This is a genomic window from Methanosarcina sp. 1.H.T.1A.1, from assembly GCF_000979295.1.
Lineage (GTDB): Archaea > Halobacteriota > Methanosarcinia > Methanosarcinales > Methanosarcinaceae > Methanosarcina.
This window is the reverse complement of the sequence record NZ_JJQY01000073.1, coordinates 14,388-36,152: the sequence shown is the minus strand read 5'-3', so window position 1 is coordinate 36,152 and position 21,765 is coordinate 14,388. Positions and strand designations below refer to the sequence as shown.

Below are 21,765 nucleotides of genomic sequence, written 5' to 3'. Positions count from 1 at the left end.
GTTTATATTTCTCAATGGCTTCTTCGAGTTCTTTGAGATCACCTGAACGGGAATAAAGATCACTTAGACCATTGCCGAGGTTGTTTAGATATATTGGCATTTCAGGTGATTCGGGGGGAGTTAGTGAAACCGCCTGTTTATATTTCTCTATGGCCTCTTCGAGGTCTTTTAGGTCCCCTGTACGTGAATATCTATCTCTTAGACCGGTGCCGAGATTGGTAAGATGACCTGGTAAGGAAGGTGCTTCGGGAGGAGTTAGTGAAACCGCCTGATTATATTTCTCTATGGCCTCTTCGAGTTCTTTCAGTTCCCTTGTACGGAAATATCTATCTCTTAGACCGTTGCCGAGGTTGTTAAGATAACCTGGTAATTCAGGTGATTCTTGAGGCGTTAGTGAAACTGCTTTTTTAAAATTCTCTATGGCTTCTTCGAAGTCTTTGATGTCACCTGTACGGAAATATCTATCTCTTAGACCGTTGCCGAGGGTGTTAAATATTCTTGGTTTTAATTGAGAATTGGGGGATACAATATTTATTGATTGTTTCAGAAGAGTGATTGCATAATCGATATCTTTTTTATTTCTAATAATCTTATAACGTGTCATAAGTAAACTTGCGGTTTGGGCTGAAGCTGCTCCATATAATTCGAAATTGTTTTTAGCTTCTGGATTTGAGATTACTTTTTCCCATGCTTGAATAGCTTTATTGAAAGCATCAAGACTTCGGTCATTTTTAAGTTGTTTTGTTGCATGCAAAGCTTGCTGTAAATCGTTTCTTAGTTCAAGATTCGCTGGAGGTCTGCCATTTTGCTCTTGAGGGGTGGGATTTTTAGGAAATACGCTATCTACACCTAATTCACGAAATTTTTGAAGAAGATCACGTTGTTTTTCAAAATATCTGCGAGAATCTTCATTTTCCTGAGATTCTATAAGTTCCAGAAGCAATCTGTCAGCTTCTTTACTTAGGAGTTCAGGATGCTCCCTTATGAAGTTTAAGTGAGTTTCCTGATTTTTCACAGAAAGAAGTTCTTGAATAGTGCTTAGCAATTGTTCATTCCCAGAATTATCTTTTATTCCTTCCAAATCCGTGCCAACCCCTTTGGAAATAATTAGCGATTTTTGCCTCGCAGAAACTCACAAAAAATATGAATTCAATAAAAAAACTCAAGCAGTATTTGTGTTAATCAAATAAAACTTTTAAGAAATTGTTTGAGGAAAACGGATTTAAAGATTCAACTTCGAATTTTGAATTTTAATTGATACTGACATAAACTTTCATCTCCAGTCTCCCACAAGATTAAAGGCTCCCCAATAGTAGATATCTTTCCACTTCTCAATCTCACGTGTTTTATCCATTGCCTTTCTGAGTGCTTCTGCCTTGTTATCACCTTTCAGCCAGAAATCATAAAAATTCTCCATCAGAAATGCCGTTGATTCGTCGTCTACTTTCCAGAGACTGACCAGAAGACTCCTTGCACCAGCCTGCAAGAAAGCCTGAGATAAACCCATCATCTCATCACCACCCATCGAAGTTGACATCCCCGTTTCGCAGGCTGAAAGGACGACCAGTTCAGGACGTGCACCAAGTTCCATTACTTCCCTTGCCGTAAGCATTGCATTATTTGCCAGCACAATACCAGAGTCAAGTGGATCATATCGATTGAAATAAGCATGTGTAGCAAAATGAGCTATTCGGACTTCTGGGAGAAGTTCCTTTACTATTTCTTTTGTAGCCCTTGTGCCAATGATAGATTGCGTACCCAGTTTACTTGCTACTCTCTTAGCTTCTTCTTCAGAATGGTCAAGATCTCTAACTGGATTTCCCACAATAATTACATGATTTGAATTATTATAAGAACGTTTTAGGATAGCTGGTAAACTTCCAAGAGAAGGAATGGTAACCCATGATAGATTTAAACCGGCGCATTTCGCAATTACAGGCCAGGGTAATAAGTGTCCAAAGTTATGAGGAGAAAAAATAATGTGGTGAACTCCATCCAAATAAGGAGAAATAAATTTGAAGATTTTCGCAAGGAGACTATTCCATGATTCCATTTCTTGCTGGCCGGTTCCATTGTGAATTTCCTGGAAATATTGTTTCAATAACTTTTCCTTATTTTCATTGTCAAGAGTCATTTCTACAGCGATAGGACTATCCTTTTCATACCTTAGAACAAAAAGTACGATTCTATCATCAAGATTAAAAAGAGAGAGAACTGCAGAATCGTTTCCAGCTTCCTTTGCAATACTATGAATGTTTTCCCAAGAAAGCCTTTTACCTCTTCGGAGAGCGACAAAATCAGATGCATCATCACCAAATCTCTCCATTTCACACCATAGAGAATTTAATTTCTGATGTAGTTCTTTTCTTCGGGACATTCTACTTACTCTAACTGTAGGATTTTCTTCAGCTGGACTGACAATACCCTGACCTGAAAGTTCTATAGTATCCAGAAGAACAAGTTCCCTTACGAGTTGAGTCTCCTCTTCGCAGATATTTAAAGGAATAGATGATGGTGAGGGCATATCACCCCTTGAAACTTGATCGGTAAGGATACGAGATTTAGATCCCTCTGCTGAAACCATTGCCTCTATTATCCACTGAGACCTTTGATTTTTGGGACAGACATAACCTAATTGTATTACAGTTTTTACAAGATTTTCTTCAATTCTTCCAGATGTTTTCCTAAAGCCAAGCTTATAAGAAACCAATGCACTGGAAAACAAAAGATCCAAACAACATCGAGCCCTATCATAAGTCTCAAATGCTTCTTCAAGGTCATGCGAATTTGATGTATGGGAATATTTATGAATAAGAGAATTTCCCAAGTTATCGAGATAAAGAGCAATATTTGAAGATTCTGGCGTAGTAAGATCGATCGCTTTTTTAAAAGATTCAATAGAATCTTCAAGGGAAGCTACGTCTCCCGTAGAGAAATAAAGACTATTCAACCCACTACCAAGGTTATTCAGATATATTGGCATATTGGGAGATTCGGTATCTGTTAGTTCAACTGCCATTTTGTGTTTTTCAATAGCTTCTTTAAGATCATTAGGCTCTCTTGTGTAGGCATATCTGTCTTTTAGCGCTGTACCAAGATTATTAAATCTACTTGGCATCTCTGGAGATCCCGAAGTTGTAAGTTCGATTGATTTATTATGTGCCACGAGAGCTTCTTCTAGATCATGTATGTCTCCAGTTTGAGAGTATTTATTTCTTAGTCCACTTCCAAGATTGTTTAGGTAGTTTGCTAATTCTGGTGATTTTTCATTGGTAAGATCTATTGCTTTCCTGTACATCTGTATGGCAACTTCGAGGTCGTGTAAGTCTTCAGTTAATGAATACCTATTTTTTAAGCAGTTTCCAAGATTGCCAAAGTAACCGGGTAAAAATGGAGATGTAAAGGGTGTAAGGTCAACTGCTTTTCTAATAACCTCTATCGAAGCTTCAAGATAATCTAAACTCCCGGTATTGGAGTATAAGTCAATTAAACAAATGCCGAGGTTACTTAACCTATGTGGCAAGTCTGGTGATTCTTCACTCGTAAGATGAACTGCTTTTTTAAAGGCTTCAGCAGCCTTTTTAAGGGCATCTAAATTTCCTTTAAGGTCATAACAGTAGATTAATCCTGAGCCAAGATTGTTTAGATAAAGGGGCATATTCGATGATTCAGGCTCTGTAAGATCAATCACTTTTTTTTGGTATTCAATAGATGACTCAAGATCTTTCAGATCCCCAGTAACTTTATACCTTACTCTTAAACCCGTGCCAAGGTTGCTTAAATAATCAGGCATAGATGGAGAGTCCATATCAGTCAAGTCAACGGTTTTTTTTAATGCTTCAATAGACTCTTCAAGATAACTTAAGTTTCCAGTTAATGAGTACAGAAAATTTAGACCTGCGCCAAGATTGTTGAGATACGAGGGCATTGAAGGAGATCCCAGGGATGTAAGTTCTACAGCCTTTTTGTATGCCTCAATAGCTTTTTCAAGATCACTCGAATTACCTGTGTAAAAATAAAGATCGTTAAATCCACTACCGAGATTATTAAAATAAGTAGAATTTGATGGAGATTTTTTATCTGTAAGGCGGACTGCTTTTTCATATGCATCAATAGCATTTTCAAGATCGTGTAGATTACCTGTAAGATGATATTTATTCCTTAAACAATTTCCAAGGTTGATTAATCTACTTGGTCTCTCTGGAGACTTAATGTCTGTAAGGTCTACGGCTTTCTTGTGTGTATTAATAGCCCCTTCAAGGTCATTCTTATTTCCAGTGAGCAAGTACCTATTTAGAAGACTAATACCAAGATTGTTTAGAGATATTGGCAGATATGAGGAGTCAGGATCTGATAAGAGAAGTGCTCTATTATACGACTCAACAGCCTTTTCAAGCTTTTTAAAATCCCCGGTACGCAAATAAAACTCATTTAGAGCAAGTCCGAGATTGTTCAAATAAGCTGGCATCTTTGAGGAACTCTTATCGATAAGATTAACAACTTTGTTATGAACTTCAATAGCCTCTTCAAGATCATGTAGATCTCCACTATGTGAAAATCTATCCCTTAGACTTATACCGAGATTATTTAACCTACTTAGAATACATGGAGACTCTGGGTCAGTAAGGTCAACTGCTTTTTTGTGCGTTCTGATTGCAACTTTAAGATCACTAAAATTTCCTGTATGGTAATATCTATTTCTTAAACCTATACCGAGATTGTTCCAGTAACCGGCAATGAAGGGAGAAGTTGAACTTGCAAGCTTAATTGATTTTTTTAGAAGCTTAATGGCGCGATTGTTATCCTTTTTATCGCCAAAAATTTGATAATGGTGTAAAAGTAATTCAGCTATTTTCCCTGTAACATATGAATAAAAATCAGTATATTTATTTATATTTAGTTTGGACGAAATTTTTTCCCATGCTTCTAAAGATGAATTGAGCGCCTGAACACTTCTATCTTTTTTTCTGTTTTCCGTGATAGTCAATGCGTGTATCAAATCAGAGCTTATTTCATTGGGAACCTCGAATCTATAATTCTGAATTGTAAATATTGCTTTTTCCATAGAATCAATATCCCCTACCTCTCCTACAACTGAAAATCATCTCCAATCCCCCACAAGATTGAAAGCACCCCAATAATAGATATCAGGCCATTCTTTCCGCGTTTCATCCATAGCTTTGCTCAACGCTTCTGCCTTATTACACCCTTTCAGCCAGAAATCGTAAAAGCTCTTCATCAAAAATGCCGTAGACTCATCTTCTACCTTCCATAGACTGACCAGAAGGCTTTTTGCCCCAGCCTGTAGAAATGCCTGTGAAAGCCCCATCATTTCATTTCCTCCCATATTCCCTGTTATTCCCGTTTCGCAGGCTGAAAGAACAAGAAGTTCAGGATGTGCACCAAGCCCCATGACCTCTCTTACCGTAAAAACACCATTAGCAAGTACAATACCGGAGTCCAGAGGATCAGAAGGAGCAAAGTATCCATGGGTTGAGAAATGAGCTATCCTTACTTCCGGAAGGAGGTCCATAGCTATTTCTTTCGTTGCACGTTTCCTGAGTATTGGCTTTGAATTCAGAAGATCTGCAATAACCTTTGCTTCTTCTTCAGAATAACTCAGGTCTTCAATCGGGTTCCCGATTACGAGAGAACGATCTACACGTTTAGTGGAACGCTTTAAAATGCCTGATAAGCTGCCCAATGCAGGCACAACAACCCAGGAAATTTCCAAATTTGCTTCTTTTGCCAGAGCAGCCCATGGGATAAAATGCCCGAAGCCGTAGGGAGAAATAATTACACGCTTGACTCCATTCAAATAGGGTAGGACTGATTCAAGTAGAGGACATACTATTAGTTTCAGTTTCTCAATGAATTCATTAAACGATTTACTTTCTTTTTTCTGTAGAATTTCATCAGCAAGTGAAAGTTCAATTATCTCTGGACATTCCCATTCTTCTTTTAGCACAAAAAGCACCAATCGATCACCTAAAGTAAAAAATGAGAGAATAGCAGAATCGTTTCCTGCTTCTTTCGCAAGGGCCCTGAGACCTTTCCAAGAAGGTCTCGTTCCTCTTCGAAGATTTACAAAATTAGCAGCTTCTTCATCAAATGTCTCCATCTGACTCCAGAGGTCATTTAATTTCTGTATAAGTTTATCTCTTTCCCTAATTCTAAACATTCTGGAAGAGGTTTCTTCTTCAGAAGCTCCCAATAGTCCTCTACTTGACAATTCCATATTGTCTATATCAACAAGCGTTTTTACGATTTGAGCTTCTTCTTCAGCCAGAGCCGGAGGGATTGAAGAAGGAGCAGGAATATCACCCCTTGCAATAAATTCATTGAGAAGCCTGGATTTAGCACCTTCAGCTGAAACCATTGCTTCCACTACTAATTGAGATCTCTCGCTCAATGGGGACAAATCTTTCAACTTAAGTGCTGTTTCTATAAGATGTTTATCAATTATCCATAAAGATTTCCTGTGCTCAAGTTTATAAGCGATTATACCTTTTGAAAATAAATGATCCATACAATTTCTTGCTTTTTTGTAAATTTCGAACATTTCTTTTAGGTATTCTAAGTTAGCCGTAAGGGAATAAAGCTCAGATAGGCAAGCGCCAAGGTTGTTTAGCCTACTTGGCAAATGAGGTGAGTTTGAGGCAGTATTGGAAACAGACTTTCTATAGTTGTTTATTGCATCTTTGAGGTATTCTATGTTCCCAGTATGAGAATATAGATCAAGTAGATCGATTCCAATGTTATTAAGATAGTTTGAATAAGAAGGTGATTTAGGATTTGTAATGGAAATAGACTTTTTATAACAATCTATAGCTTCTTCAAGATATTTTAGGTCAAAGGTATGCGAAAATTGGTATTTTAGACTGATGCCAAGATTATTAAAATATAGTGGCAGGTTAGGTGAATTGGGATCGATGAGATTGATGGCGACTCTACAGTTACTAATGGCTTCATCGAGATCTTTCGAGTCGCCTGTGTGAGAATACCTATTTCTTAGGCCACTACTGAGATTATGTAATATATCTGGCAACTCAGGCGAGTTGAAAGGAATAAGGAATACTGCTCTCTTACAGTTATCTATAGCTTTCTCAAGATCCTGAAGATCACCTGTTTGAAGATATCGGTTTTTTAATCCGATACTAAGATTATTAAGAAGTTTTGGCAATTTAGGTGAGTTTGGATCCATGAGAGAAACGGACATTTTGTATTTAGCTATGGCTTCTTCAAGGTCAGTAGAGTCACCTGTAAGAAAATACCTTCTAAATAAACAGTTACCAAAGTTACTTAATATATCTTGCAACTTAGATGAATTAGGGGGACTGATGGAGAGGATTTTCTTATAACCATCTATGGCTTCTTCTAGATATCTCAGATCACCTGTATGGGAATAAAGAGTTTGTAGACCGGCGCTGAGGTTATTTAAAAAAACCACTAAGTCAGATGAGTTTGGATCTGTAAGGGAAACAGCTTTTCTACAGTTAACTATAGCTTCCTCAAGATTTTTTACTTCACCAGTATGGGAATAAAGAGTTTGTAGACCAGCACTGAGGTTATTTAAAAAAACCACTAAGTAAGATGAATTTGGATCTGCAAGGGAAACAGCTTTTCTACAGTTAACTATAGCTTCCTCAAGATCTTTTACGTCACCAGTATGGGAATAAAGAGTTTGCATACTAGTACCCAGATTATATAACATACTCGGAAACACTGGGAATTTGGAATTCGTAAGGAAAATAGCCTTTCTACAGTTATCTATGGAGTCTTTAAGGTCTTTTAGATCACCTGTATGGGCATATATATATATTAAGCACATACCAAGATTGTAAAGATAATTTGGTAAATTAGATGAGCTTGGATCCGTAAGGGAAACAGCTTTTCTATAGTTGTCTATAGCTTCCTCGAGATCTTTGACGTCGCCCTTACATGAATAAAGATAACGTAGACTAGTACCTAGATTATAAAGGCTAATTGGCAAACTAGGAGAGTTTGGATCCTTAAGGGAAACAGCTTTTCTATAGTTGTCTATAGCTTCCTCGAGATCTTTTAAATTGCCCTTACACGAATAAAGATAACGTAGACTAGTGCCGAGGTTATTAAATATATCTGGCAACTCTGGGGAATCAGGATTCGTAAGGAAAATAGCCTTTTTGTAGCTATTGATCGCTTCTTCGAGGTCTTTCGGGTCACCTGTATGGATATGCCTATCTAATAAACCGTTGCCGAGATTGTAAATATAACTTGGCAAACTAGATGAGTTTGGATCCGTAAGGAAAACAGCTTTTCTATAGTTAACTATAGCTTCTTCGAGATGGTTCAGTTCATTTGTATAAGAATAAAGATCTCTTAGACAGGTACCTAATTTATTTATTACACCTGACATAAATGAAGATCCAGATGGTGCGAAATTAATTGATTGCTGCAGAAGCGCGACTGCATAATCAATATCTGACTTATCCCTAAAAACCTGATAACGAGTTAAAACTAAATCTGCATTTTGAGCTAACACGAGTGAATAAAATAGAGGATTTTTTTTAGCTTTTGAATTTGATATTATTCTTTCCCACTTCTCAATAGCCTTGTTGAGAGCATCAAAGCTTTGACCACTATTAAAAAGCTCTGTTGCATCCATGGCTTTATCAAAAAAGCTCCAAATTTGTGGAGTAAGTTGCAGATTAATTTGAGATATAGAATCCTGCTCTTGAGGGGGAGAGTTTTCAGTAAGTGCGCTTTCAATACCATATTCACGGTATTTTTGAAGAAGAGCACGTTTTTTTTCAAGATCACTGCGATAACTATCATTTTCCTGATGTTCTATAAGATCCAGAAGCAGTCTATCAGCTTCTTCACTGAGCAGTTCAGGATGCTTTCTTATGATTTTGTGGTAAACTTCCTGATTTTTCACAGAAAGCAGTTCTTGAAGAACGCTTAGTAATTGTTCATTCCCAGAATTATCTTTTGTTTCTTCCAAATCCGTGCCAACCCCTTTGGAAATAATTAGCGATTTATGCCTCGCAGAAACTCACAAAAAATATAAATTCAATAAAAAACTCAAGCAGTATTTGTGTTAATCAAATAAAACTTTTAAGAAATTGTTTGAGGAAAACGGATTTAAAGATTCAACTTCGAATTTTGAATTTTAATTGATACTGACATAAACTTTCATCTCCAGTCCCCCACAAGAGTAGCAGATAAGATGGAATATCCCATAATCATAAAGAAGACGATTCTGTGATTTTCTTCAGGTTGCCTATATTCAGTCCAGTTCTGAGTAAATAACATAATACTAAAATTTTTTATATTACATACTAAAAGAATTTGGTTAAAAGTATTGTCATATTTTTCCGTTCATAGCTAATAAACGTGATCTAATGCACTGCAGTTTACAAAACGACTAGTTAAAAAATTTGGTTTTGGAATTTTCACTAAAGAACATTGACTTGATGTTATCTATAGAGAAACAAAGCTTTTAAAAACAGGTGTAGTGGGTGGGATTCGAACCCACGAATTCCTTCGAAAACGGATCTTAAGTCTGGCGCCTTTGGGCTGGCTGGATAACCTTCGCACAATGCTGATTAAATGTTTGCAGACATCCTGGAAATAAGACGCAACCTTCTGAATAATGCTCTCAACCTACTGCCTTTAACCTGCCTCCTTGCCGTGACTCAAAATTAATGGAGTATCATTAGAAAAAAGATCCAAGAGAATGTATAATATTTCATTTTTTATTCCTATTGCAAAGTCGCTCTTTAAGGGTTCCATGCTGTTTTTCTATCAGCTATTTAGTCATATACTTTAATTTAATATCTTAATCTATCTTTTAATGTACTGTTGTCATTCTGCAGTATCCATAGGTATATATTATCTTTTGACATAAAATATACTGTAATATATTTCTTTTCGCACTGTTCCCAAGAAAATCAATCAAGAAAAAGAAAAGTGATTAACAAAGAAAAACAAGCAGAAAAAAGAAAAAATCAATCAAGAAAGCCAAAAATAGGTTTTATGGACAGGTGAACACTGTCACCAGACCTCTCCTTCCCAGATCGCCTGAGTTTTATCATTGGTGCTCTTATTTATTTTTTTAATAATTATCAGATACTCGTTTCCTATCGGTTGCGGTTCTTCAAAAATTGCATCAATTCCAAGCCTTTTCAGATAATTTTCAAATTCTGCGGCGGTTTTAAGGTCCTTTACCCTGATTCTGGCTTCCTCATAGAGCCTCTGACCATTCTTTACACTCCGGATTGACTCTCTTAGGGGGTTAAGGATGCTTTCCCCAAGCTGCATAAAGCGCTTTTTGAAATCGGCTTCATTTTCATCCCATTCTACCGTCTGGAAACCTTCTCTAACAATTCTGGAGAGCATATAGTCCCTGCCCGTTTCATTGTAGAACTTGAAGGCATGCCTGAGATCAGAGCAGTTACTCTGGGATGAAGTATATTTCAGGGGGGCAAGAACCATTTCAGGGTCCTTTATCACCACACCTTCGTGCTCTTTTTCCCCAAGTGCCCGGATGATTTTAGCAATTTCTTCTGCGGCTGTCTGCAGGGGAATTTCTCCGAAGTATCGAACTTGCAGAAAGTCGTATTTTTCCAGAATTTCATGTTTTCTTGCTATGGAAAGAGGGTTGCCGCTATTCTTCTCTCGGATATCGAAGATGTAGAACTCCACGGATTCGATACCATAGATTTCTTTTGGAACATAAGGATTGTCAGGACCCAGCATTTCTCCATAAAGTACAAGCTCAGGAAAGTCGTCAAAAAATCTCAGGTCAAGTTTCTCTTTTGCCCTTTCAGTCGTGTAAGGGCAGACATAGCCGCTCCGGGTGATTGCCAGGATCTCGCCTTTTACGTTTGCTACCCTGACATTATACCCATTCATTTTTTCTTCAACAGTTACCTTTTCAAGCCCGCTGAAATGTTTTTTAAGCGTGGGGTCCAGTACCATGGCTCTCCGGATCTTAGGAAAACCCATAATTACTTCAAACGAATCATCTTTTTCGTAAAGCACTGTTCCCCTTTCTATACGTGAAATCTCTTTGTCGAAGCGGAAAAGGTAGTCATGCTTTCCCCAATTCCTGGCAAGATAATTTTTTTCAAAAAGGTGTTGAACTCTCCCTTCGTCAAACTCCAGGTAGTCAACCAGTCGCGCAACAAAGTCAGGATCAATTTCCCCATTTTCCCCTTTATTCATATTTGTTTATCTGTGTTCAGGCATGAAATAAGTTATCATTCCCAGAGTGAGTTTCAGGACAGGTCAGGTTATAAGAAATCAGCTGGTTTGTAAAGAATAAGCCAATCTCTCAAAAATCTTTTTAAGTATACAGCTTCTTATCTCTTCCGTACTTAAATTTTAATGTAAGCCAGGAGACTACAAAATGGCTGACGATATCGACTACGAGATTATTGGCAACGACATGCAGATCGTTGAAATTGAGCTTGACCCAGGCGAGGCTGTTCAGGCAGAGGCTGGGGCTATGGCGTATATGGGGCCCGGAATCCAGATGCAGACAAGTATGGGTAATGAAGGCGGCGGGCTCCTGGGAGGCTTGAAGAAGGGACTGAAAAGAGCCCTGACAGGGGAGAGTTTCTTTATTACAAGCTTTACACACAAAGGCTCCGGAAAAGGGCATGTGGCCTTTGCGGCTCCGTATCCGGGCAAGATTCTCCCCCTTGACCTTGGCAAGTTTGGAGGCAGCATTCTCTGCCAGAAGGATGCTTTTCTCTGTGCTGCTCGTGGAATAGAAGTGGAAGTAGCTTTCACCCGCAAGCTCGGAGCAGGGCTTTTCGGTGGCGAGGGTTTCATTCTTCAGAGGCTGCGGGGTAACGGCCTTGCCTTTGTCCATATCGGAGGCACAGTGATTAAAAAAGATCTGGCTGCAGGCGAGACTTATCACGTTGACACGGGCTGTGTGGCAGCTTTTACTGAAACTGTGAATTACGATATAACCTGGTCAAAGGACTTTAAAAATGCCCTATTTGGCGGGGAAGGAGTTGTCCTTGCTACCCTGACAGGTCCCGGCACGGTGTACATGCAGAGCCTGCCCTTCTCGCGCCTTGCTGACAGAATCTATGCAGCTTCAGCTTCCAATCAGCATAGGGGAGAACAGACCGGTATTGGTGGAAGTGACATCCTCGGCGGTCTTCTTGGAGGAGACAGGTCATTCTAAAACAGAAATAAATGCTAAGTAGCCGCAGGTAAGCGAAAACTGATCCCGGGTAAAACAGGAAATATTAAAGTTAATAAAAACTGATCACGGATAATACAGGAAATATTAAAGTAAAAAAACTGATCTCGGATAAAACAGGAAATATTAAAGTTAATCAAAACTGATCTCAGATAAAACAGAAAATATTAAAAGATCAGGAAGGCCTGTCCCTCAAGGGGCAGACCTTTTTCTTTCCCTCTCTTTTTTCTATCTAAGATTTTATTCCTGGATTGTGTTTACTACATTCCTGCGTGCGAGGAAACCAACCAGTTCTTCTTCCAGATTAAGGACAGGGACACCTCCGACATTGTGTTCCAACATGGTATTAACTGCATCTGAAAGGGGGGTGTTGGTGTACACACTGACTACACTGCGGGTCATAATGTCTCCAACAAGCAGATTTTTGATTCTGGAGTCCTGCTGGTTGTCAGCTACCAGGTCCCTGAAAGAGCGCATCGCAAAAGCGATGTCGTCTTCTGCAACAATTCCTACAAGCTTTCCATTTTCGATTACCGGCAGTCTTCCCACATCCTCATCAAGGATAAGGTGTCTGGCGTGGCTTACACGGTCTGAGGGGCTGACAGTGATCGGGTTTTTTTCCATAACTTCCCCGGCGAAGCCCGTGAAACGGTTTGCTTTCATAAATTCCTGTGGGGTCACCCAGCCCATTGCGTTTCCATTATCAGTGACAATGATAACGCCTCCGTTCTTTTTAATCAGGGTGAGGGCATCTTTAACATCGGTATCTGGCAAAACCCTTACAAAGTTGTCGGATACGGCTGTTGCAACATGCAAAGAGGATGCAGGTTTGCTCTGTTTCTTGCGAGTTCCGAGTTGCTCTGTCAGACTTCTCATGGTTAGTACACCGAGCACCTGGTTGTCATGCACTACCAGCAGGCGCTTTGTATCCTTTTTTTCCATGAGATCAAGGGCGTGAGATATGGTGTCTGACTTATCAATCTTGTGTGGTTGTACCATTATGTCTTTAACTTGCATGCATTTCACCTCATGCGTATCCAGAGTTTTAGTTTCAATTTTTCGCAACTTTCGTTTTTACAGACCTTAATGCATCTGTTTTTCCAAATTTCTGTTTCGCATCCTTCTTTTGCTTTCAGCCATCCTTTTCTGTTCCTTTTTTGCCGTACATACCTCCGTACCATATGTGCTTTCGTGAATTTACTGTTATAGTTAGTTGCTATAGTTAGTTACTATAGTTAGTTACTATAGTTAGTTACTATAGTTAGTTACTATAGTTAGTTACTATAGTTTATTACTTCTTACCTTTTTAAAGGTACTTTGCTCTCTTTTATGTTCAATTTTTACTGGATTCTATTTCTTAATCCACTTTTTAGAGCACGGATTTCATAATGTCGGTCCTGCTAATTATTCCTACTATTTCTTCACCATCGCTGACAGGCAGGGCCGTTACCTCTTCTTCAATCAATTGTTTTGCAGCAGCGCTAATTTTCTCGTTTACATCAATGGATATTATTGGAGAAACCATGATGTCTTCCGCTGTTAAAGGCACTTCTTTTACATATCTGTAAGTTTTCTGACCTCCAGGTGAAGACTTCCGGGCCAGCTTGATGCTTTTTGTTGAAAGTTTGCCTTCGTTATCAGTTAAGAGGTTTAAGGCAAGGCTTCTTTTTGAGATTATTCCCACAGGTTTTCCTGCATCGTCTTTAACGATCACTCTTTCGATCTCGTTTTTGTTCATTTCGTCTATCACATGGTTGATTGTGTGGTGCCTGTGAACAGAAACGACATCTTCCGTCATCAGTTTTGGGATCCTTGTATCTATTTCTTCCGAATGTTCAGCAACATAGCGCACGATATCTGTCCTGGTGACAATACCTACGATATTGTTTTTTACCACCGGAATGTCATGCACTCCGTTCTCAAGCATTAAGGCGGCTGCTTGGGAAATGGAGGCTTCGGGATAGATGGTGATTACGGATTCTGTCATCAGCAGCTTTATAGGGATCTGGTCTATCGGCCTTCTCCTCCAGAGAGGTTCGGCTTGAGCCAGGCGGTTTCCTATATCTGATTTCGTGACAATTCCCACCATCTTGCCCTCGTTCAGGACAAGCAACGTACTGATTTTGTGCCTTAACATCAGATTTCTTGCATATGACACGGGTTCATCTACATTTACAATGTACACAGGTGAACTCATGATGTCCGCCACATTCATGAAATACCTCCTTCATTTTTACAATATATAAGTATTAACAATTATAGTTTTTGAATTAAACGTAAACTTTACAATTTTCAGCTGTAAATCTCGATATTTTACATAACTTCTGTCTATTTCCTGTAAGTCTTGTAGAAGTACAGATTAATTGGGAAGTATCGGGCAGTTAGAAGACATCTTCCGAATCTCTGTTTTAAGACCAGCTGCGCTCCGAGATACCAGAGAAATCTAGAATACAGAGTTTATTCTGGTCTGTCCAGCCAAGAAGTTTGCCTCCTTTCCCAAACTCTTTAAAGCGTGCCCGGATATTTTCCATAGCTTTTCCGGGCTTTAGTCTGGCTTATTTAGCTCTGTTTCGGTTTAGCAGAAGTTTTACTCCAAAACTCCTGTTTAAAATTCAAACCCTCTCAGGAAATCGCTCTCTGTAATAATACCGCGCAGCATTCCATCTTCCAGAATCGGAAGTGAGCCTATCTTTTTCTCGAGCATGATTTCCATGGCTTTTCCCATATCTGTGCCAGGGCTGGTCCAGATCAGTTCTTTTGAAACAATAGAGCCTACAGGCTGGTCCAGAGCCTCATGAATATTTCCTGTTGTCAATTTGCTGAATGCATCCCCTCTTCCAAGGAAATGGACAATATCGGAGGCAGTGACTATTCCCGCAAAGATTCCGTCCTTTACTACAGGAAGTCTTCGGAATCTGTTCTGTACCATTACTTTTGCTGCATGTCCGATGGACGTATCTGTTGTTACCATTGTGACATTTTTGGTCATATATTCATCAACAGTTTTGTTTGTCACAATCCCCCCCATCAGTTCCACGGCATTTCTTTCGGTAAAGATGGCGATGACCTGCATTTCATCATTTACTATTGGCAGGCCTCCGGTCCTCCTTTCAAGCATTGTTGTAATGGCCTCTTTAAAATCTGCCTGGTCATCGATGTACGCAACATCAGTTTCCATAATCTGTCGTACTTCTTCGTTTATTGCAGCCAAAAGGTTGCCTTTGAAACGGTTTTCGACAAGAAGGTTCCTACTGCCGCCTCCCAGGAAATCGATGATATCAACAGAAGTAACGACTCCTTCCAGCCTTCCTGTTCCCGCGTCTGTGATCGGAATACGCCTGAATCTTCTTTCAGTCATAATCCTAACTGCGTCCATGATGGTTGCAGTGGGAGGGAGGGTTACTACATCCCTTGTTGCCAGGGCAAGAATTCTTCCTTCATGTTCCGCAATGCGGGACTTGAAACTTGGGCCTATTCTCATTGTGCCCATGCTGCTGACCATGTGCGGGTCTTTCTGTTGCGCTTTTTTGCCTGACTTGTTCAGGTTTGGCTGAACATTCATTTTTTCGACTGGTACAAATGTCTTATTTTTGTTCAATAGGATCACCGAATCGAGTTGCAGTTAATTGCTTTTTTCATCTTCCGTTTTTCCTCTACCCGCATTTTGCAGGAATTTATCCCTTGAGCCCAATTCATATTTTAGCAGACTCATGGTTAACTGTTGGAAACAAACAAACCTTAAAGCAATCTTCTCTCGAATCTTTCTGAACACTTACTTTTGTTTGTCAATCTGTACTCTCTATTAATTGTAATCTTCATTAATTATAATCTTTAATCATTATAATCCTTTTGCGCGAGAACCTGTCTATTACCTTTCATGCAATTTGTGATCAGTTATGTGACCGGTTTCACTATTCCACTGGAAAGTTCTTTCTTAAAAGGGTTAAAATGTCATTAAAGACATTTAGATAATTGGCTCTCTGCCTAAGGATTACTCAGACCACACGTTGGCGATGGATCCCAGAAGGTCCTGCCTGTCAACGATTCCGGATATTTTACCCTGTTCATTTACTACAGTAACTCTTCCGATATCATGCCGAATAATCATTTCAATCGCACTCTTTACGGAATCGTTCTCTGAAAGAGTATATGCAGGAGTTGACATAATCTTTTCAACTTTAGGACTTTCGTTTGGCCTTGTTGCCCGTTCGTCTTCTACGGACCTTCTCAAAATGCCTGATTTAATTATATCCCTTCTTGTTATCATCCCGATGGGATCGCCTTTCTTTGAAACTACTGGAATACCGGTATAATCCGTCTCTATCATATAATTCCAAATCTTGGAGACCCTTTCATCCGGCAAACAGGTTTCGACTTTTTTTGTCATAACCGTTTCTATGGTCTTCGAAACACTTTTGGGAAGTTCCACTTTTTTGAGAATATCAACGTCACTCAGGACACCTACAACCGTATGGTCTGTTGTTGATTTAACAACCGGAACCCTGTTCTGTTTCGATTGCACCATCAATTTTGCAGCTTTCACAACATCCATATCCGGAGTGACTGTCGGGGATTGCCTTGCATATCCACCCACCGTGACATCCGAGCGCGTGGACGTAATCCTCATGATATCCTGGTCATTGAGCATTCCCACAAGCCTGTTTCCCTCATCAATAACAACAAGACCTCGAAGTAAGTAATCACGCATCATTTGACGGGCATGAGTTATGAAATCCCCTTCTTTGACACTTACAGCCCCCACTGTCATAATCTCGCTGACGTTCATAGTTTACCTCCCTGCGCTTTCGTTAAGACAGATAATTTGAAAGTCGAGATTTCAAGCTCGTGATTCATTCGTAACTCTCCCCTTCTGCTTGCCGACAGTTTTCGCATAAGTATCTGCCGTCCACTAATTTCAGGTCTACTGAATTATAAGAACATGATTCACATATTCCTGTACTGAAGTCTTCTTCAATCTCCCCCATTGAAGGAACGGAGAGGAGAGCTTCCCGGTTCATATCAATAAGATCCTTGAGTATGGTACTGAGTCCGGGTGTTACCATCAGAATATCGGTATTTGAAATCACTCCTATTATTGTACCGTTTTCCAGGACTGGTAGCCTTTTAATATTGGCTTTCAACATAATTTCGGAAGCTTTTACGACACTTGTCTCAGGTCCCACGGTTAACAGCGGGGTGGAGAGGATTTTGCTTGCATTTACTTCACCTGGTTTTCTGTCCTCTGTAACGATACCCTTCACAAGGTCCCTTTCAGTTATGATCCCCATGGCCTTTTCGTTTTCTGTAATAATTACGCTTCCGACATCGTGTTTGACCATTTCCCTTGCAATGGCAGGAATATCTGTGTTAATGTCCATTGTGATGACTGTTTTATTCATCACTTCAGCAACCGAGACCTCCCTCTCAATTTCTCTGTTGTGAATATCAGTACCTGGTTCCCCTTCAGGTTCATCAACCATTAACTGCCGATCCCCCTTTATTCTTTCAGCATCCCAAACCCCGGCAAACTTACTATTAAAATCTCTTCAGGTTTTCAATTTCCCATGGAAAAATATTCCAGATCCCTTTAAACTTCCCCTTTTTATACCGATCTGGAGTGAAATCCTGAAAAGCCGGTGTTCCGGTAAGCTTTCCGTTCAAATATTTCTTCAGGCGCGTTTCCCTTTAAAGGTCTTTCCCGCACTTCTAAGACCTTTTTATAACACTCATTATATACGAGTCAATAGTACATAATGATAACGGCATTTCTTTTTTTTTGTAAATACTAGAATTTACATAAAGTGGGTGCAGAAACCGTTTTTGAGGCCTAAGCCGTCGATTTCTTCACGAAAGGTTTATGAAAGTCCGGCAGGAATTTTTTTATAACCCCCTCATTTCCACTGGAAATTTTTGCTTAGAATTATAAATATCGCAGTTTCTTGAAAAAACATCAGGGAGAAGCAGCAGAAGAGAAATCTATCTTAGAAAAAAGCTTTATACAGAATAAATTATTCTGAATTATATTTATAATGCTATTGATTTTTTTCACAGGAAATTTTTCAGACCCCTATATTTCCACTGGAACCTATTTTCTCACTTTTTATCCGCAAATTTCCGGATTTAAAATTGCTAATAGTTTGTGTAAAGAGTAAAACAGAGAAAATAGAAATTAGATCGCAAGTAAAAATGCAAAAACTGGATAAAAAGGTAAAATAAAAATTCAGACAAAATTTAGTAAAATCCAGACAAAAACTGAAATGAATAAAACCAAATCGAAGCCGATAATTATTCAACAAAGAACATATATGCATAAATAAATAGTTAAAAACAGTTAAAAACAGTTAAAAACAGTTAAAAATAGGGAGTGATCAGAGAATAATCACTCTACTCCTGTTCCCAACGCTAAGTTCCATTTCTTCGTTCAACCCATACTTGGCATAAGCGTCAATGATCTGGATCTCGGAGTCGATATCCAGGTCCTCTATCACATAGGCCTGTTCTCCCCAGAGAGTTAGCCGGATACTGCCTGTTTCGTCCTTAAGCTGCAGGTTTGCGACCACACTTTCGGTTCCGTCTTCCTTCTCAAATTCTCTTAGTTCTCCGATTTCGGAAACTTTTCCCTGGACAGAATAACTTTCTCCCGGGATAATGTTGGTGATGTCAGTAAATTTCTCCCTGTACTCAACCTTTTTTTCACTTCTCTGAATTATCCCTCTGGCTCCCAGGCTGAGTTCCACCTGCTGGCTGAATGTGTTTTCCCGGGAATAAGCATTGAGAACCTCTACGGTTTCATCGAATTCAATCTCGTCAAGAAAATCGGTTTTTTCGTCCCAGAGTGTGAGCCTGATTTTGCCTGTGGAATCGCCCAGAAGGATGTTTCCAACCCTGCCGGCGGAGCCGTCTTTTTTCTCAAAGGTTCGGACTTCTGAGATATCAAGTATCCTTCCTGAAATATTGATATTATTCATGTCAGCTTTTATATCTTCAACAGGGGTAAACTCTTCTTTATATTCGATTTCCTTTTCGCTTTTTCTGATTATGCTCCTGTTTCCTATTTGCAGCTCCACTTTCTGCGTAAAGGCATTTTCACGGGCGTAAGCATTGATCAGTTCAACAGTGTCCCCGTACTCAATCTGGTTCAAAAAATCGGTTTTTTCGTCCCAGAGAGTTACTCTGAGTGTGCCTGTGGAATCCCCAATCATCAGGTTTCCAACTCTCCCGCTGCTGCCGTCTTTGCGCTGGAAAGTCTTGACTTCGGAAACCTCCAGCACCTTTCCAGTAAGGTTTAGGTCTCCCATTCCGTCTTTTATGTCCTTTATATTCTGGTTGCTCGAAGCAACATCAACTTCCTCTTCACTTTCGGTCAGGACTCCATTATTGCCTATGTTAACTTCCACTCCGGAATAGCCCTGCTTTGCATAGCCACTGACCTGAACGGTTTGCCCTACCGTTATTTTTCCGTTTTTAATCAGGTCTGCCATATTGTCCCACAGGGTTAACTTTACTTTTCCGGTTTCGTCTCCGACGATCAGATTTCCAACTCTACCTATAGTACCGTCGTTCCGGGTAAATTCCTTGATATCAAAAACCGAAACAATTCTTGCAATAAAATTAACAGGTCCGCTCTCGGGTGTAATATTTTCTATTTTCACGCTGTCCATGCCTGCATCCGAGAATCCCAGTTCATTGGCAACCAGCATGGCAGCCATCGCCTCATCACAAAGCCCTCCCATATTCTCGACCTTTTCCTGTGTGCGCTGCAGGAAATCCTCTCTACTGATGACATGGCTGAGCTTCTTATAAATAGTATCAATATCGGTCATGGTACTCCCTTGAATGTTTAATACTTACCTTCAGTGTTTGGTGGTTCTTTTCTTCGATATGTATTCTTGCCTTAAATATCAGGTGTTTGTCCCTGAAAGACAGTTCTTATTAGTGTTATTTTGAGATGTGAAACTTTTTGGAAATCTGATATATTTCAGGTGAAAGCTTGAGGTGAAAATTCAGAACAAATATTTTCAAACTTAAGATAAAATATCTTCCAATTTCATATGAGAAATCACCAGGTTCTATACGTCCTTTCATTAATGCATAATAAGAATATCCCTAAAAATTAAATATTATTTGGTAAGTCTTTTTCCTTTTTTGGTTATCTTTTTAAAGAGCTCTTGATACGGTATGTAAAGTGTCTTACTAAAGGCTACTGTATGCAGGGTGAAAGTATTCAATATTCGGGATGAGATTATCTTGTGTGCTGGGCGAGTATCTTGAGAGTGATTCTTTTGAGTGAGTGGCTTTTATTTTAACTCACATTTTGGAAAACATAATAAGTTATGCCGGTGCTTTTTATCGTGTGAATCTGCTTGATGAGAATAAATAACGTCCAGTTCCTTTCAAACATGGCTAATGTTCTCTCGCTGCTTTTTATTCCCGTTTTTGCCGCATCACTCGGTGCCTCTTATATCGAGATCGGGGTTATAGTGGGGATCTATTCTGTCACAACCCTTCTTTCTTCCTTTATTTTCGGAAGGCTTGCCGACCTTCACCATCTGCGTACAGTGCTTCAGGGAAGTTTTGGGTTTGCTGTAGCCGCCTTTTTTCTTCAGGTCTTTGCTACCGATCCTTCTGCCCTCATGCTTGCAAGGGCTCTAGCCGGTTTCAGTGTTGGGATTCATCCAGGGGCCCTGATAGCCTACGCCCATTATCAGAAGCAGAGCCTCGGAAGGTTTATTTCTCTGGGTTCTCTCGGCTGGATGGCGGGTTTTCTTCTGGCAGGGGTGATAGGGGTAAGAATGGATCTGCTTTTTGGACTTTCATCTCTCTTTTATGCCTTATGTTTCCTGCAGGCTTTCAGGTTAAAAGACATTGAAAAACCGCAGCTGAATATTTCTTACTTTTCCCTTAACACACTGCTGAAGAATTCAGGGACCTATTTCTCTCTCTTCCTGCGGCATACCGGAGCCGTCGGGGTCTGGACTATTTTTCCCCTCTATCTCCGGGAGCTCGGAGCAGGCGCCTTCTGGATCGGAGTTATTTATGCTATAAATCCTGCAGTCCAGTTTCTGATAATGCGCAGGCTTGACCCGTTTGAAAACGAAAAGTTGATCCGTGCGGGCTACCTGCTCTCAGTGGTCGGTTTTATCAGTTATGCCTTTGCCTCCTCCTATCTTTACGTCATCCCCGGGATGTTCGTCGTTGCCTGCTCCTGGTCTTTTCTCTATGTGGGTTCAACCCGCAGGGTTGTGGAACTGAATCCGGATAAAGCTACAGCAGCAGGTCTGATCAACTCAATGATCGGGGCTGCAGGGGTTGTGGGAGCCATTCTCGGAGGAGGCCTATCCCAGCTTTTCGGCTTTAGGGCGACAATGCTTGGAGCTGCCATTTTCTCCATTTCAGGCTTCCTGCTCTACAAAACCCTTGGAAGGACCGCAGGCACGGGGATAACAGAAGATGAGGGATAACTGAGAGAATAACTGAGAGGTAGAGAAATCAGAATTTTGAAGGTAAAGGCTTAAAATTCTCTTATCAAAAACTAATTTTAAGAAATAAAGCAAATTAAA

The 21,765-nt window shown here is 39.8% G+C and carries 12 protein-coding genes; 2 read left to right on the top strand and 10 right to left on the bottom strand.

Going from position 1 to position 21,765, the window contains the following annotated elements; translation table 11 throughout:
- The 4 genes from EO95_RS07135 to EO95_RS07120 form a co-directional block, all read right to left on the bottom strand.
- Nucleotides 1-1,081, bottom strand: a 1,081-nt coding sequence (locus tag EO95_RS07135; RefSeq protein WP_048133528.1) for a tetratricopeptide repeat protein, incomplete at its 3' end; no start/stop codon positions are given.
- A 192-nt stretch (nucleotides 1,082-1,273) separates the two neighbouring features.
- Nucleotides 1,274-5,065 carry a CHAT domain-containing protein gene (locus tag EO95_RS07130; RefSeq protein WP_048133527.1) on the bottom strand — a complete coding sequence of 1,264 codons (3,792 nt, stop codon included), beginning with the start codon at nucleotides 5,063-5,065 and terminating at the stop codon, nucleotides 1,274-1,276.
- Nucleotides 5,066-5,101: 36 nt separating this feature from the next.
- The gene (locus tag EO95_RS07125; protein WP_048133526.1) at nucleotides 5,102-8,986 is read right to left on the bottom strand and encodes a CHAT domain-containing protein; all 3,885 of its coding nucleotides are present in this window, start codon (nucleotides 8,984-8,986) and stop codon (nucleotides 5,102-5,104) included.
- A gap of 1,052 nt (nucleotides 8,987-10,038) precedes the next feature.
- The gene (locus EO95_RS07120; protein WP_048133525.1) at nucleotides 10,039-11,211 is read right to left on the bottom strand and encodes an RNA ligase; all 1,173 of its coding nucleotides are present in this window, start codon (nucleotides 11,209-11,211) and stop codon (nucleotides 10,039-10,041) included.
- A 184-nt stretch (nucleotides 11,212-11,395) separates the two neighbouring features.
- Here EO95_RS07120 and EO95_RS07115 point away from each other — a divergent pair, with 184 nt between their 5' ends.
- A complete protein-coding gene (locus tag EO95_RS07115) occupies nucleotides 11,396-12,187 on the top strand; it encodes a TIGR00266 family protein (RefSeq protein WP_082105962.1) in 792 nt (263 codons plus the stop codon).
- Nucleotides 12,188-12,445: 258 nt separating this feature from the next.
- Here the strand turns inward: EO95_RS07115 and EO95_RS07110 are convergent, their stop codons facing one another.
- The 6 genes from EO95_RS07110 to EO95_RS07085 all read right to left on the bottom strand — a co-directional run bounded on the left by EO95_RS07110 (nucleotide 12,446) and on the right by EO95_RS07085 (nucleotide 20,028).
- Nucleotides 12,446-13,222: a CBS domain-containing protein gene (locus EO95_RS07110; protein WP_200895015.1), complete on the bottom strand. Its 777-nt coding sequence runs from the start codon at nucleotides 13,220-13,222 to the stop codon at nucleotides 12,446-12,448.
- A gap of 352 nt (nucleotides 13,223-13,574) precedes the next feature.
- On the bottom strand, nucleotides 13,575-14,420 hold the full coding sequence (locus EO95_RS07105; protein WP_048133524.1) for a CBS domain-containing protein: 846 nt from the start codon (nucleotides 14,418-14,420) through the stop codon (nucleotides 13,575-13,577).
- 390 nt (nucleotides 14,421-14,810) lie between these two features.
- On the bottom strand, nucleotides 14,811-15,812 hold the full coding sequence (locus EO95_RS07100; RefSeq protein ID WP_048133523.1) for a CBS domain-containing protein: 1,002 nt from the start codon (nucleotides 15,810-15,812) through the stop codon (nucleotides 14,811-14,813).
- 384 nt (nucleotides 15,813-16,196) lie between these two features.
- Complete coding sequence (locus tag EO95_RS07095) at nucleotides 16,197-16,991, bottom strand: HPP family protein (protein ID WP_048133522.1); 795 nt, start codon at nucleotides 16,989-16,991, stop codon at nucleotides 16,197-16,199.
- Nucleotides 16,992-17,055: 64 nt separating this feature from the next.
- Nucleotides 17,056-17,685, bottom strand: a complete 630-nt coding sequence (locus EO95_RS07090) for a cyclic nucleotide-binding/CBS domain-containing protein (RefSeq protein WP_048133521.1) — start codon at nucleotides 17,683-17,685, stop codon at nucleotides 17,056-17,058.
- Nucleotides 17,686-18,573: 888 nt separating this feature from the next.
- A complete protein-coding gene (locus EO95_RS07085; RefSeq protein WP_048133520.1) occupies nucleotides 18,574-20,028 on the bottom strand; it encodes an OB-fold nucleic acid binding domain-containing protein in 1,455 nt (484 codons plus the stop codon).
- Nucleotides 20,029-20,571: 543 nt separating this feature from the next.
- Here EO95_RS07085 and EO95_RS07080 point away from each other — a divergent pair.
- Nucleotides 20,572-21,666 (top strand): MFS transporter, encoded by a 1,095-nt coding sequence (locus tag EO95_RS07080; protein ID WP_048133519.1) that lies wholly within the window; start codon nucleotides 20,572-20,574, stop codon nucleotides 21,664-21,666.
- Nucleotides 21,667-21,765 lie beyond the last annotated feature (99 nt).